Annotated in this window: 16 protein-coding genes; 10 read left to right on the plus strand and 6 right to left on the minus strand. The window is 73.8% G+C overall.

Translation table 11 applies throughout. The annotated features are described in order from the left end of the window. The coding region (locus tag ONA70_RS27580) for a hypothetical protein (protein WP_265009408.1) at positions 1 to 522 on the minus strand (522 nt) is incomplete at its 3' end. A 405-nt stretch (positions 523 to 927) separates the two neighbouring features. On the opposite strand from ONA70_RS27580, the gene ONA70_RS27585 reads away from it, so the two are divergent. Next, positions 928 to 1,056 carry a hypothetical protein gene (locus ONA70_RS27585; RefSeq protein ID WP_265009409.1) on the plus strand — a complete coding sequence of 43 codons (129 nt, stop codon included), beginning with the start codon at positions 928 to 930 and terminating at the stop codon, positions 1,054 to 1,056. 52 nt (positions 1,057 to 1,108) lie between these two features. Here the strand turns inward: ONA70_RS27585 and ONA70_RS27590 are convergent, their stop codons facing one another. Next, positions 1,109 to 1,537 carry a hypothetical protein gene (locus ONA70_RS27590; RefSeq protein ID WP_265009410.1) on the minus strand — a complete coding sequence of 143 codons (429 nt, stop codon included), beginning with the start codon at positions 1,535 to 1,537 and terminating at the stop codon, positions 1,109 to 1,111. A 153-nt stretch (positions 1,538 to 1,690) separates the two neighbouring features. Here ONA70_RS27590 and ONA70_RS27595 point away from each other — a divergent pair, with 153 nt between their 5' ends. The 5 genes from ONA70_RS27595 (at position 1,691) to ONA70_RS27615 (ending at position 5,710) form a co-directional block, all read left to right on the plus strand. Further along, complete coding sequence (locus ONA70_RS27595; protein WP_265009411.1) at positions 1,691 to 1,894, plus strand: hypothetical protein; 204 nt, start codon at positions 1,691 to 1,693, stop codon at positions 1,892 to 1,894. A 76-nt stretch (positions 1,895 to 1,970) separates the two neighbouring features. Continuing rightward, the gene (locus ONA70_RS27600; RefSeq protein ID WP_265009412.1) at positions 1,971 to 2,774 is read left to right on the plus strand and encodes a histone; all 804 of its coding nucleotides are present in this window, start codon (positions 1,971 to 1,973) and stop codon (positions 2,772 to 2,774) included. Positions 2,775 to 2,869: 95 nt separating this feature from the next. Further along, positions 2,870 to 4,357, plus strand: coding sequence for an RNB domain-containing ribonuclease (locus tag ONA70_RS27605; protein ID WP_265009413.1), 1,488 nt, complete (start codon positions 2,870 to 2,872; stop codon positions 4,355 to 4,357). A 171-nt stretch (positions 4,358 to 4,528) separates the two neighbouring features. Beyond that, positions 4,529 to 5,227, plus strand: a complete 699-nt coding sequence (gene npdG, locus ONA70_RS27610; protein WP_265009414.1) for an NADPH-dependent F420 reductase — start codon at positions 4,529 to 4,531, stop codon at positions 5,225 to 5,227. A gap of 39 nt (positions 5,228 to 5,266) precedes the next feature. Further along, the gene (locus ONA70_RS27615) at positions 5,267 to 5,710 is read left to right on the plus strand and encodes a VOC family protein (protein ID WP_265009415.1); all 444 of its coding nucleotides are present in this window, start codon (positions 5,267 to 5,269) and stop codon (positions 5,708 to 5,710) included. A gap of 50 nt (positions 5,711 to 5,760) precedes the next feature. Here the strand turns inward: ONA70_RS27615 and panB are convergent, their stop codons facing one another. Further along, on the minus strand, positions 5,761 to 6,606 hold the full coding sequence (gene panB, locus ONA70_RS27620) for a 3-methyl-2-oxobutanoate hydroxymethyltransferase (protein WP_265009416.1): 846 nt from the start codon (positions 6,604 to 6,606) through the stop codon (positions 5,761 to 5,763). Positions 6,607 to 6,746: 140 nt separating this feature from the next. Continuing rightward, on the minus strand, positions 6,747 to 8,510 hold the full coding sequence (locus tag ONA70_RS27625) for an NAD+ synthase (protein ID WP_265009417.1): 1,764 nt from the start codon (positions 8,508 to 8,510) through the stop codon (positions 6,747 to 6,749). A 172-nt stretch (positions 8,511 to 8,682) separates the two neighbouring features. On the opposite strand from ONA70_RS27625, the gene glnA reads away from it, so the two are divergent. The 3 genes from glnA (at position 8,683) to ONA70_RS27640 (ending at position 11,237) form a co-directional block, all read left to right on the plus strand. Then, positions 8,683 to 10,032: a type I glutamate--ammonia ligase gene (glnA, locus tag ONA70_RS27630; protein WP_265009418.1), complete on the plus strand. Its 1,350-nt coding sequence runs from the start codon at positions 8,683 to 8,685 to the stop codon at positions 10,030 to 10,032. Between the two features lie 37 nt (positions 10,033 to 10,069). Then, positions 10,070 to 10,762: a helix-turn-helix transcriptional regulator gene (locus tag ONA70_RS27635; RefSeq protein WP_265009419.1), complete on the plus strand. Its 693-nt coding sequence runs from the start codon at positions 10,070 to 10,072 to the stop codon at positions 10,760 to 10,762. Positions 10,763 to 10,859: 97 nt separating this feature from the next. Then, the gene (locus tag ONA70_RS27640; protein WP_265009420.1) at positions 10,860 to 11,237 is read left to right on the plus strand and encodes a VOC family protein; all 378 of its coding nucleotides are present in this window, start codon (positions 10,860 to 10,862) and stop codon (positions 11,235 to 11,237) included. Between the two features lie 68 nt (positions 11,238 to 11,305). Here the strand turns inward: ONA70_RS27640 and ONA70_RS27645 are convergent, their stop codons facing one another. After that, the gene (locus tag ONA70_RS27645) at positions 11,306 to 11,770 is read right to left on the minus strand and encodes a hypothetical protein (protein WP_265009421.1); all 465 of its coding nucleotides are present in this window, start codon (positions 11,768 to 11,770) and stop codon (positions 11,306 to 11,308) included. A 182-nt stretch (positions 11,771 to 11,952) separates the two neighbouring features. Between ONA70_RS27645 and ONA70_RS27650 the strand changes: the two genes are divergently transcribed. Beyond that, complete coding sequence (locus tag ONA70_RS27650) at positions 11,953 to 12,831, plus strand: Vgb family protein (RefSeq protein WP_265009422.1); 879 nt, start codon at positions 11,953 to 11,955, stop codon at positions 12,829 to 12,831. Positions 12,832 to 12,864: 33 nt separating this feature from the next. On the opposite strand, the gene ONA70_RS27655 is transcribed toward ONA70_RS27650, so the two are convergent. Continuing rightward, positions 12,865 to 13,716 (minus strand): S66 peptidase family protein (locus ONA70_RS27655; RefSeq protein WP_265009423.1); only part of this gene is annotated, 852 nt, incomplete at its 5' end.

Genomic DNA, 13,716 nt, shown 5'->3' on the forward strand with positions numbered 1-13,716 from the left:
CGGCCCTCGCCGAGCTGCGCGCCCTCGCCCCCGACCGCCGGCCGTCCACCGGCGCCGCGCCGACGGGAGCGCCGGCGTGGTGACCTGGCGGCTGGCCGGGTTCCTGCTGCGCACGGCGGTGCGGCGCTGGCCGGCGGAGCTGCGCGACGAGCTGTCCCGGGAGTGGGGCGCCGAGCTGCATGTGCTGGCCGAGCAGGGGGAGCGGTGGCGGATGCTGCGCTTCGCCGCAAGCCTGGCCGCCAGCCGGCCGGCCGCGCCGGTCGTCGACCGCGCGGTGCTGCACCGGCGGCTGCGGCGCACCGCCTGGGTGCTGCTGCTCGCCCCGCCGGCCAGCCTCGTCGCGGTTGCGCTCGCCGCCGTGGTGATGAGCCTGGTGTACGCGGCGACCGACCTCCGGTTCGCCTGGGCTGCCGCGGTGCAGCTGCCGGTATGGAGCACGGTCACCGCCGGGCTGGGGACGCTGCTCGCCGTCGTCGTCGCCCGCGCCGCGCGGCACACCGTACGGACCGGACCACTGGCCACGGCGCTCGGCGTCGTGCTGCCGGTCGCGCTGACCGTGGCGCTGGTCCTGTCCGTCCTCGCCGTCCGGGGCGAGTCGGGGATCGCGGGCTCGGTTCCGGGGCTGTTGCTCTGGCTCGCCCTGCTGGTGCCCGCACTCTGGGCCGCGGGCGTGCTGGCCCGTCGGGGACGTACCCGGTTGGCCTGGCTGGTGGGAGTGCTCGGCGCGCTGGTCGCAGCGGACGCCGCGGTGGTGCTGGCGATCGCCTCGGCGATTCCGGCGACCGCCCCGGGATCGCTCGCCGGGGGCCGCCGCCGGACACGGTCGACCGGGTTTCGGCGCCGCTCTGGCTGTTCACCTGCTGGATCGACTCGTTCCTGGGACTGCCCCGGCCGACGGCGTGGGAACGGTTCCTCATCACCGACCGGGTGCTGTTGGTCGTGCCGATGTGCTACCTGGCCTGCACCCCCTACGCGCTGGCGTACGCCGTCGCGGCGGCCCGACCGGCGCAGCCGGCCGGCGTACCGTCGGCCGAGCCGGTGCCATCGCCCGCCTGACCGGCTCGCCCGGAACCGCCCGCCGACGGTGCCGGCCGTTGGGCGGAAGCGGTCAGGTCGGACAGGGCAGCCGTTCCATGACCGCGGGGGTGGCGGACCGGCTCACCACCTGTGCGAAGCATGCGGCGGCATTGGCCTCCTGCCAGCCGAACACCGACGCGGCCGTCTTCGCCACGCGTACCCGGAAGACCAGCCGGACCCCGGCGTCGCCGGCCTCCACGGCCAGCACCTCGACCCCGTCCAGCGCGGCGGCGTCCCGCAGCGCGGCCTCCCGCGTCGACGGCGCCGCCAGCAGGGCCGCCCGGGTGCGCTGCGCGGTCGCCGTCACCTCGCGGTCGGCCCGGCGTTCCAACCGTCGCTGGGACCGGTCCCGCAGCAGCGGCAGCGCCACCGCCGCGCCCACCGTGGCGACCACCACCAGTGCCGTCCCGGTGAGTAGCCGGCGGCGCAGGCGTGCCGAGTGTCCCCCCTCGTACCGCACCCCCGGATTGTCCGTCACCGACCCGTCGCCCGGCTGCCCCGTCTTTTCCGGTTCCGCCCCGGCCGTCCCGGATCTCGTCTACTGTGGAGGACATTAGCGGTTATTTCGGGCGTTCCGGTGGCGGCTGGTCGATTCCCGGTGCACAGTGATCGCATGAGCGACAACGGACGTGGTGGGCACTATTACTGGTGCACGCGACACCACCGGGTCGAGACCGATGCCGACGTGTGCCCCGCGAAGCACGTGCTCGGACCGTACGCCTCAGCCGCCGACGCGGAGAACGCCCTGCAGCAGGTGCGGGAGCGCAACGAAGCGTGGGACGCCGAGGACGCCCGTTGGGCCGGGGAGGACAGGTAGACGGCGCGGGACGGCCCGCGTCGAGGTGATCCGTGCTCCGCGAGGGCGAGAGCACGTCCCCAAGGAGGGAACCGAGATGGCCGTTGCACAGCAGGCCACCACCCGCCCGGCGGCGAAACGTACGACCGCGAAGAAGACCAGCGCGGCGAAGCGGACCGTGGGCGCCGCCACGGCCCGGACGGCCACGGTCACCAAGGCGTCGCCGAACGCCTCGGGTGCCGGCGCGGGCCGGGTGCCGGCGAAGAAGGCGGTGGCCAAGAAGGCGACCGCCAAGAAGGCGGTGTCAGCCGCGCGGAAGGCGCCCGCGAAGAAGGCGCCGGCCACGAAGACCGCGGCCAAGAAAGCGCCCGCGAAGAAGACCACCGCCAAGAAGGCACCCGCCCGGAAGACCACCACGGCCGCGAAGAAGGCCCCTGCGCGGAAGGTCACGACGGCCGCGAAGAAGGCGCCCGCGCGGAAGGTCACGACGGCCGCGAAGAAGGCGCCCGCGCGGAAGGTCACCACGGCGAAGAAGACCACCGCGGCGAAGAAGGCGCCGGCGAAGAAGACCACCACGGCGAGGAAGACGACGGCCGCGAAGAAGACCACGGCGGCCAAGAAGACCACCGCCGCCAAGGCCATCGCGACCCGCCCGGGCGGCGGCGCCCGCACGGCCGCGGCGAAGAAGGCACCGGCGAAGAAGGCCACCGGCACCTCGACCACCGCGCGCAAGGCCGCGGGGAGGAAGGCCGCCGGAGCCGTGACGCCGATCGAGGCCAGGACCAGCACCTCGACCGGCACCCACAAGCGGATGACCGCGGCCCGGAAACCGGCCGGCACGAGGGTCGTCGCGGGTCGGTCGACGGCGAAGCCGGCGAGCACCCGGCGGACGACCGGCTGACATCCGGGGTACGGCGCTGACCGGCGTCCGGCCGGCGACAACTCCGGCGTGGCGGTGGGGAGCGGATCACGCGCGGCGCTGTCAGGATTGACCGCGTGGTGATCCGACGCGTACTGGCGCCCCGCATCGACTTCGGCGCGCTGCGCCGCGAGCTGGGACTGCCCGAGAGCTTCCCGCCCGCGGCGCAGCGCGAGGCCGACGAGGCGGCCGGCGCGCCGCTGCCGGCCGTCGCCGACCGCACCGACATCCCGTTCGTCACCCTCGACCCGGCGACCTCGCGCGACCTCGACCAGGCGATGCACCTCAGCCGCCGCCCCGGTGGCGGCTTCCGGGTCCGGTACGCGATCGCCGACGTCGCCACCCACGTACGCCCCGGCGGGGCGCTGGAGGAGGAGACCTGGTGCCGCGGGCAGACCGTCTACCTGCCGGACGGCAACGTGCCGCTGCACCCGCACACGCTCAGCGAGGGGGCGGCCAGCCTGCTGCCCGACGCCGACCGCGCGGCGGTGCTCTGGACCATCGACCTCGACGCCGACGGCGGCACCGTCGCCGTAGCCCTGGAGCGGGCCCGGGTCCGCAGCCGGGCGAAGCTCGACTACGTCGGCGTACAGCTCGCCGCCGACGCCGGCACGCTGCCCGAGCCGATCGCCCTGCTGCCGGAGATCGGCGCCCTGCTCACCGCCCGCGGGCTGCGCCGGGGTGCCATCAACCTGCCGCTGCCCGAGCAGGACGTGGAGCCCGACGGCGACGGCTGGCGGCTGGTGCTGCGCGGGCCCGGCCCGATGGAGGACCACAACGCGCAGATCTCGCTGCTGACCGGGATGGCCGCCGCCGACATCATGCTCGCCGGCGGAATCGGCTTGCTGCGGACGATGCCGGCACCGAAGCCGGAGGCGGTGGACCGGCTCCGGCTGGCCGCCGGCCCGCTGGGCGTGCACTGGCCGGCGGGCATGCCGGTCGGTCCGGTGCTCGCCGGGCTGGACGCCTCCCAGCCCCGGGCGGCGGCCTTCATCGACCAGGCGGCCGAGCTGATGCGCGGGGCCGCGTACACGGCCTTCGACGGCGAGCTGCCGGAGCAGCCGGAGCACGGCGGGGTGGCCGCCACGTACGCCCACGTGACCGCGCCGCTGCGCCGGCTCGCCGACCGGTACGCCACCGAGGTCTGCCTGGCCCTGCATGAGGGCCGCGAGGTGCCCGAGTGGGCCCGCGCCGCGCTGCCGAAGCTGCCGGAGGTGATGGCGAGCACCGACCGGACCGCGTCGGCGGCGACCCGGGGCGCGATCGAACTGACCGAGGCGGTGCTGCTGTCGCACCGGGTGGGGGAGACCTTCGAGGCGGCGGTGCTGGACGTGGACGCGCCACGGCCGGTGGCCGAGGTGCCCCGTCAGCCCGGCACCGACCCGGCCCGGCCGGGTGGCAACGGTGGCGGCAAGGCGGGCCGGCCGCCGGGCGGCACGGTCGCCTTGGACGAGCCGCCGGTCCGTGCCCGGTGCCTCGGTGAGCTGCCGCTCGGCGAGCGGGTCGCGGTCCGCCTGGTCACCGCCGACCCCACCGCACGCAAGGTCCTCTTCGAACGCGCCTGACCCCGACCGCGCCGCTCGCATGATCCACTCGCGGTGCGGATGGCGGGGGTGCCCCCGGTCGCGGAACCGCCGGCCTGCCGTAAGGCGGGGTCGGTGACGCGGTGCGGGCAGCGGGGATTGTCACAGGGGTAGGCCGGCCTGGCAGGCGGTCTTCTTTGGAAGGATGGCGGCATGGCTTACGACGCGACCACGCTGCCCGATGTCTCCGGGCTGACCGTCGGCATCATCGGTGGCACGGGCGACCAGGGGCGGGGGCTCGCCTACCGGTTCGCCCGGGCCGGGCAGGCCGTGCTGATCGGGTCCCGCTCGGCCGAGCGGGCGACGCAGGCCGCCGCCGAGATCGCCGCGCTGCCCGGCGTGCCGGCCGGCACCGAGGTGACCGGCGCGGACAACGACGAGGTCGCCCGGCGCAGCGACGTGGTGGTCATCGCGGTGCCGTGGGACGGGCACGCCGCCACGGTCGCCGCCCTGGCCGGCCCGCTCGCCGGCAAGATCGTGGTCGACTGCGTCAACCCGCTCGGCTTCGACAAGCAGGGCCCGTACGCGCTCACCGTCGCCGAGGGCAGCGCCGTCCAGCAGGCCGCCGCCCTGCTGCCCGATTCCCGGGTGTGCGCCGCGTTCAACCACGTCTCGGCGCCGCTGCTGGCCGACCCGGAGATCGACCGGATCGACCTCGACGTGCTGATCTGCACCGAGGACCGGGAGGTGGTCGGGGTGATCGCCGCCCTGGCCGCCCGGATCCCGGGGATGCGTGGCATCTACGCCGGCCGGCTGCGCAACGCGCACCAGATCGAGGCGTTCACCGCCAACCTGATCGCGATCAACAAGCGCTACAAGGCGCACGCCGGCATCCGGGTCACCGACCTCTGAGTCCCGGTGGTTGTCACACCTCTGGTGGACCATCACCGGATGGAGTGGCAACTCGTGATCGACTGCCGGGAGCCGGCACCGCTGGTCGCGTTCTGGGCCGAGGCCCTGCGCTACCGACGGCAGCCGCCGCCGGACGGGCATCCGACCTGGCGCGACTGGTACCTGTCCATTGGGGTTCCGGTGGAGGAACTCGGCGAGGGCGACTGCGCGGACCGCCTGGAGGACCCCACCGGGTCCGGGCCGCGGATCTGGTTCCAGCCGGTGCCCGAACCGAAGGCGGTCAAGAACCGACTGCACATCGATCTGAAGGTCGGCGGCGGGAGGGCGGTTCCGTTGGCCCTCCGGCGGTCCCGTGTCGACGCGGAGGTGGCCCGGTTGCTGCCGCTCGGGGCGCGGGTGCTCGGCGGGATGGACGTGCCGGAGAACGACCACTACGCGGTCCAGCTGGCCGACCCGGAGGGCAACGAGTTCTGCGTGGTCTGACCCCGTGAGCGTCGGGCGGTGCGGCCCGGGAGCCGCACCGCCCGACGACCTCAGAAGGTGTGCTCGGCGGCGGGGAACTCGCCGCCGCGTACCTCGTCGGCGTAGCGGCGGGTGGCGTCGGTCAGCACCCCGGCCAGGTCGGCGTAGCGCTTGACGAAGCGCGGCGCCTTGCCGGTGCGCAGCCCGGCCATGTCCTGCCAGACCAGCACCTGGGCGTCGGTGTCCGGGCCGGCCCCGATGCCGACGGTGGGGATCCGCAGCTCGGCGCTGATCCGCTTGGCCACCTCACCGGGGACCATCTCCAGCACCACCGCGAAGGCGCCCGCCTCGGCGACCGCCCGGGCGTCGGCGATCACCTCCTCGGCGGTGTCGCCCCGGCCCTGCACGCGATAGCCGCCCAGGGTGTGCTCGCTCTGCGGGGTGAAGCCGATGTGCGCCATCACCGGGATGCCGGCCCCGACGATCGCCTCGATCTGGGCGGCGCAGCGCCGGCCGCCCTCCAGCTTCACCGCGTGGCAGCCGCCCTCCTTCATGAACCGCACCGCGGTGCGCAGCGCCTGCGTCGGCCCCTCCTCGTACGAGCCGAAGGGCAGGTCACCGACGATCAGCGAATGCCGGGTCGCCCGGACCACCGCGCGGACCAGGGGCAGCAGTTCCTCGGCGGTCACCGGCAGGGTGGTCTCATAGCCGAAGACGTTGTTCGCCGCCGAGTCGCCGACCAGCAGCACCGGGATCCCCGCCTGGTCGAAGATCGAGGCGGTGTACTGGTCGTACGAGGTGAGCATCGCCCAGCGCTCGCCGCGCTCCTTGGCGGCGATCAGGTCGCGGGTACGCACCCGTCGGGTGACCGGCCCGCCGTAGAGGGCGGTCACCTCGGTCGGGGTGGACTCCACCATGACTCTCTCCTTCCTCGAGGCCGCGCTCGCGGTCCCCGGGTTCCGCCGCGATCGTCGCACCGGACGACCGGCCGGCGGCAGGGCGGAGTGGAGGAATTCACTTCCCGGCCCGCCGGTCGCGGGCCGGCGGCGAGCGCCGCTCAGCCGTGCTCGCGCCAGCGATTCGTGATCGGCAGCCGGCGGTCCCGCCCGAACGCCTTGTGCGAGATCTTCGTGCCGGGCGCCGACTGTCGCCGCTTGTACTCGGCGGTATCCACCATCCGCAGCACCTTGTCCACGATCGCCGGGTCGTGGCCGGACGCGATCAGCCCGTCCCGGCCCAGGTCGCCGTCGACGTAGCCGATCAGGATCGGGTCGAGCACGTCGTAGTCCGGCAGGGTGTCGCTGTCGAGCTGGCCGGGGCTCAGCTCGGCCGACGGCGGCTTGCCGATCGAGCTCTCCGGGATCGGCGGGGTCTCCCCCCGGCGTTCGGCGTCCGCGTTGCGCCACTTGGCCAGCCGCCAGATCAGCGTCTTCCAGACGTCCTTCACCGGGTTGTAGCCGCCCACCGAGTCGCCGTAGAGGGTGGAGTAACCCACCGCCAGCTCGCTCTTGTTGCCAGTGGTGAGGACCAGGTGGCCCTCCTGGTTCGACAGCGCCATCAGGATCACGCCGCGCACCCGGGCCTGCAGGTTCTCCACCGTCACGCCGGACAGCGACAGGTTGGCCAGGAAGGTGTCCACCATGGGCTGGATCGGCTCGATCCGGTAGTCCAGGCCGGTCCGCTTGGCCAGCTCCTCGGCGTCGGCCCGGGAGTGCTCGGAGGAGTGCTGGCTGGGCAGCGACACGCCGACCACCCGGTCCGGGCCGAGCGCGTCCACCGCGATCGCCGCCGACACCGCCGAGTCGATGCCACCGGACAGGCCGAGCACCACCGACGGGAACCGGTTCTTGTTGACGTAGTCGCGCAGGCCCAGCACCAGGGCCTGCCACACCTCGGCCTCGTCGGCGACCGGCTCGATGATCCCGCCGACCGCCAGCTCTCCGGTCGGGGCCGGCGACAGGATGTCGCTGACCTTGATCCGGACCACCCGCATGTCGTCGGCCAGCTCCTCGCCCTGGTCGACCGGCTCCTTGGCCGGGGGCAGCTCGACGTCGTGCACCAGCAGGTGCTCGACGAACTGCGGGGCCCGGGCCAGCAGCATGCCGTCCGCGCCGACGATCATCGAGTCGCCGTCGTAGACCAGCTCGTCCTGGCCGCCGACCATGTTCACGTACGCGACGGCGGCGCCGGCCTCGGCGGCCCGGCGGCGGACCAGCGGCAGCCGGATGTCGTCCTTGTTCAGCTCGTACGGCGAGCCGTTGATGTTGAGCACCAGCCCGACGCCGGCCTGCCGGGCCACCGCGAACGGGCCACCGGCCTGCCACAGGTCCTCGCAGATGGTCAGTGCGACGTCCACCCCGCCGATCCGCGCCACGGTCAGCGTGTTGCCGGGAACGAAGTACCGGTCCTCGTCGAACACGCCGTAGTTGGGCAGGTGGTGCTTGAAGTAGGTGGCCGCCACCGCTCCCCGGTGCAGCAGCGCGGCGGCGTTGCGGGCACCCTTGCCCGGCTCGGCGTCGGCGCTCACCTGCGGCGGGCCGTCCGCGTCCAGGTAGCCGACCATGATCGGCAGGTCGCCGAGGCCGTCGGCGGCCAGGTCGGCGGCGAGCCGCTGCAGCGCCGCCTTGGAGGCGGCGACGAAGGACCGGCGGAAGACCAGGTCCTCGACCGGGTACCCGGTCAGCATCAGCTCCGGGAAGAGGGCGAGCTGCGCCCCGGCGTCGGCGGCCTTGCGGGCCCAGGCGCGGATCAGGTCGGCGTTGCCGTCGATGTCGCCGACGGTGGGATTGACCTGGCACAGGGCGAGACGCAGGGTGGGCATGTCCTCATCTTGCCCCAGCCGGCCGGGCCGAACCGGGTCGGACGGGGCGGGACACGGCGGGACGTCCGCCGGGTGGTTCGCGTAACGTCGGCGTAACCAGGCCGGTGGAGACTGGGCGGTCAGGCCGGACCGGCTCGACCGGCGCCGGACGTACGGGCAATGAGGGGTGGAAGTGGACCGTCAGCAGGAGTTCGTCCTCCGTACGCTGGAAGAGCGGGACATCCGGTTCGTCCGGCTGTGGTTCACCGACGTGCTCGGCACGCTCAAGAGCGTGTCGGTGGCCCCCGCGGAGCTGGAGGCGGCCTTCGAGGAGGGCATCGGCTTCGACGGCTCGGCGATCGAGGGCTTCGCTCGGGTCTTCGAGTCGGACATGGTGGCCATGCCCGACCCCACCACCTTCCAGGTGTTCCCGTTCGAGGGCGGGGTCAGCGGCGAGAGCGCCCGGATGTTCTGCGACATCCTGCTGCCCGACGGCAGCCCGTCCTGGGCCGACCCGCGGCACGTGCTGCGGCGGGCGCTGTCCAAGGCGGCCGAGAAGGGCTTCACCTTCTACACCCACCCCGAGATCGAGTTCTTCCTGCTGGAGAACGGGCCGCAGGACGGCTCGGTGCCGATCCCGGTGGACACCGGCGGCTACTTCGAGCACACCACCCACGCGGTGGCCCGGGACTTCCGCCGGCAGGCGGTGCTGGCCCTGGAGCGGATCGGCATCTCGGTGGAGTTCAGCCACCACGAGGTGGCCCCCGGCCAGCAGGAGATCGACCTGCGCTACGCCGACGCGCTGACCACCGCCGACAACATCATGACCTTCCGGCACGTGGTCAAGGAGGTGGCGCTCTCCACCGGGGTGCAGGCCAGCTTCATGCCGAAGCCCTTCACCGACCAGCCGGGCAGCGGCATGCACACCCACCTGTCGCTGTTCGAGGGGGAGCGCAACGCCTTCCACGACGCCGGCGACCCGATGAAGCTCTCCAAGGTGGCCAAGTCGTTCATCGCCGGGCTGCTCACCCACGCCCGCGAGTACACCGCGGTCACCAACCAGTGGGTCAACTCGTACAAGCGGCTCTTCCCGCAGGCCCTGCCGGACCGGATCACCGAGAGCCCGGCGTACGTCTGCTGGGGCCACCTGAACCGGTCCGCGCTGGTCCGGGTGCCGGCGTACGGCAAGCCGAACTCGGCCCGGGTGGAGGTCCGCTCGCTGGACTCGGCGGCCAACCCCTACCTGGCCTTCGCGGTCATGCTCGGCGCCGGCCTCAAGGGCATCGAGGAGGGGTACGAGCTGCCGCCGGGTGCCGAGGACGACGTCTGGTCGCTGAGCAGCGCCGAGCGCCGGGCCATGGGCTACGAGGCGTTGCCGGAGAACCTGGCCGAGGCGATCGACGTGATGGCCGGCTCGGAGCTGGTCGCCGAGGTGCTCGGCGAGCACGTCTTCGACTTCTTCCTGCGCAACAAGCGGGCCGAGTGGGAGCAGTACCGCCGCGAGGTCACCCCCTACGAGCGGCAGCGCTACCTCTCGCTGTAGGCCGGTCCTGTCGTACGCCGGGCATAGCGTCCGGGGCGTGAACCGGACCGACCGTCTCTACGCCCTGGTGGAGGAGCTGCGGGCGGTGTCCCCGCGCCCGCGCAGCGCCCGGTGGCTGGCCCAGCGTTTCGAGGTCAGCGCCCGGACGGTCGAGCGGGACATCGCCGCGCTCCAGGCCGCCGGCGTGCCGATCTGGGCCGAGCCGGGCCGCACCGGCGGTTACGTGGTCGACCGGGCCCGTACCCTGCCGCCGGTCAACCTGAGCCCCGGCGAGGCGGTGGCGATGGCCGTGGCGCTGCACCGCCTCGGCGGCACGCCGTTCGCCGCGGCCGCCGGCGCGGCGCTGCGCAAGTTGGTCGCGGTGATGCCCGCGGCCGACGTGGCCGAGGCGCACCGCCTCGCGGACCGGGTGCGGCTGATCGGCGGCGGGCCGGCCACGCCCGTCCCGGCCGCCGTCGCCGACGCGGTCGCCGCCCGGCGCGTGCTACGCCTGCGGTACGCCGACCGCGGCGGCACGGAATCGGTACGCGACGTGGAGCCGCTGGCCTACCTGGGCAACCCGACGCACTGGTACCTGGTCGCCTGGTGCCGGCTGCGCGACGGGCTGCGCTGCTTCCGGACCGACCGGATCGTCTCGGTGCGCCCGCTGGCCGAGCCGGTGACCCGCGAGCTGGGCCCCGGCGACCTCGACATCCCGCACGAGCGGGTCCGTCCACTCAGTCTGGTCTGAAAGATCTCGGGAAACACCGACAGGACGCTGTCGCGGACGTCGCCGAGGCTGACTCCTGACGACGCCGGCCGACCGGCCGGCGCACCGAGGAGGAAGCATGTCCAGCACGCCCGTGACCTGGTTCGAGATCGGCTCCGACCGGCCGGAGGAGGTCGAGCGCTTCTACGCCGACCTGTTCGGCTGGACCTTCGAGGAACAGGGCGTAGCCAACGGCGGGTCGTACCGGGTCACGACGGCCGGTGGGGAGCAGGGGATCGGCGGCGCGATCCGGGCCACCGACGGCGATTCGCCGAACTACGCGATCTTCTACGCCGAGGTGGCGGACGTCGCCGAGACCTGTCGCCGGGCCGAGGCGGCGGGCGGGAAGCTGCTGGTGCCGCCGCGTAGCGCGCCGAGCGGCCTCACCTTCGCGCACCTGCTCGACCCGTCGGGCAACCACCTCGGCGTCTTCACCCCGCCACCCGCTGCGGCGTGACTCTCTCGGCCCTCTGGAACGGGCGCCGTCCGCCCCGGCAGCGCCGCCGGGACGGACGTCCGCACGGGTCACTTGCCGGTCTGGCCGTCCCAGCCGCGGTGGCCGTGGCCGCCCGGGCCCGGGAAGACGCCGGCCTCGACGGCCCTCAGCACCGCGTCGGCCTGCTCCTGGGTGAGCTTGCCGTCCTTGACCGCCTGGTCCAGCCGTTCCTTCAGCCTGGCCTGCCGGTCCTCGGTCGACGGCCGCTCGGGCCGGTCGCCCTTGTGCTGCTCGCGGAGCTTGTCCAGCGCCGCGGTGACCTTGTCGGTCGAGACGCCCAGCTCCTTGGCGAGGGCCGCGGCGAACTCCTGCTGGCGGTCGGCGCGCTGCTGCTGCCGGTCGCTGCCCTGGTCGGTACTCGTGCTGGCGCTCGGGGCCGGGCTCGGGGTCTTGTCGTCGGCGAGCGCCACCGTCGGGGCGGCGATCCCGACACCGAGCACCCCGGCGGCGGCCAGGCCGACCAGCATGTGCTTCCTCGACATCCTGCGGATCATGCGGTTCTCCAGTTCGGTGGTGGTGCGATGACCTCACCGACAGTGACTGCCGAACCTGGGGAGAACCCGTCGCGACCCTATGAGGAGGCTGAAAATCCACCGTCGAACCGGACAAACCATTTGCACCGGCGTCCGCCGGTCACTGAGGCTGGCCGGGTCACTGACGAAGGGGGCGGGTCGCTGTGATCGACATCCGCGAGATCGAATTATCCGAGCCGGAGTCTGGGCCGTACGGCATCACCACCGGCCCGGATGGTCACCTCTGGCTGACGATGTCCGGCACCGGCGGAGTCGCCCGAGTGACACCGAGCGGTGAAACGTGGGAACACCACGGCGATCCCGCCGACAGCCGGCCGCTGATCATCACCACCGGTCCGGACGGCGCGCTCTGGTACACCCGCTCCGGCGACCACCGGCTCGGCCGGGTCACCGTCGACGGGGAGACCAGTTCGGTCGCGCTGCCGCCCGGCACCGCACCGTGCGGTCTGGTCCTCGGCCCCGACGGCGCTCTCTGGTACGCGGGGATGGGCGACGACACGGTCGGCCGGGTCACCGTCGACGGGCAGGTCACCACGTTCCCGCTGCCGGTCGCCAAGGGCTTCCCGTCGATGCTGGCCGCCGGGCCGGACGGCGCCCTCTGGCTCACCCTCAACCAGGCGAACGCCATCGGCCGGGTCGACCTCGACGGCAAGGTCACGCTGCACGCGCTGCCGACCGACGCCGCCGGCCCGGTGGGCATCACCCGCGGCGGCGACGGGGCGCTGTGGTTCGTCGAGATCGCCGCCGGTCAGCTCGGCCGGATCACTCCCGACGGGAAGATCGACGAGTTCCCGCTGCCGGACCGGACCGCCCGGCCGCACGCGATCGTCGCCGATCCGGCCGGCGGCTGCTGGTTCACCGAGTGGGGCGCCAACCGGATCGGCCACCTCGATCCCACCGGCCGGATCACGGGATACGACCTGCCCACCCCGGCTTCGGAGCCCCACGGTCTCACCGTCACCCCGGACGGCACGGTCTGGGTCGCCCTCGAGATCGGCGCGGTCGCCCACCTCACTCCCTGACGCTGGCCGGTGTCCGCCCGCCCCGGGGCGGGGTCAGTGGACGGCGGCGGTGACCGTGAGGGTGCCGGCGTCCGCGTCGAGGGTTGCCGGGGTGCCGACGGGGACCGTCAGTTGGCCGACGCCGTGGCCGATGGGCAGGCCGCCGAGGATCGGGACGTCCAGGTCGCCGAGGCGCTCGGTGAGCACGTCGGTGACCGTGGTGTCCCAGTCGTCCGCGCACCCGGTGAACTGGCCCACCGCCACCCCGGCGATCCCGTCCAGGGCCCCGCAACGGCGCAGGTGGGTGAGCATCCGGTCGACCTTGTACGGCGGCTCCTGCACCTCCTCGACCAGCAGGATCGCGTTGGTCAGGTCCGGCATGTCCGGGGTGCCGATCGACGCCGTGATCAGGCAGAGGTTGCCGCCGAGCAGCCGGCCCTCGGCCCGGCCGGGCACCCGCACCGGGTAGGTCTCCTCCTCCTTCACCGCCTGAAGGGTCACCGGCTCGGTGGTCATCAGCGTGGCGTGCAGCGACTCGGCCGAGCGGGGCGGGGTCCGGTCGTCCAGCCAGGCCGCCCCCGGGCCGTGCACGCTCGCCAGCCGGGCGCCCCGCCAGAGCGCGAACTGCAACGCCGTGATGTCGGAGAAGCCGGCCACCACCTTCGGGTCCCGGCGTACCGCGGCCATGTCGATCAGGTCGACCACCCGCTGCGCGCCGTAGCCGCCCCGGGTGCAGATCACCCCGCGTACCTCGGCGTCGGCGAAGGCGGTGTTGAGGTCGGCGGCGCGCAGCTCGTCCGCCCCCGCCAGGTAGCCCTGGCGGGCGTACGCGTTCGGCGCCAGCACCGGGCGCAGCCCCCAGCCGGTCAGCAGCTCGATGCCACGCGCCACCCGCTCGGGCCGGGT

Source organism: Micromonospora yasonensis, assembly GCF_026013475.1.
GTDB lineage: Bacteria > Actinomycetota > Actinomycetes > Mycobacteriales > Micromonosporaceae > Micromonospora > Micromonospora yasonensis.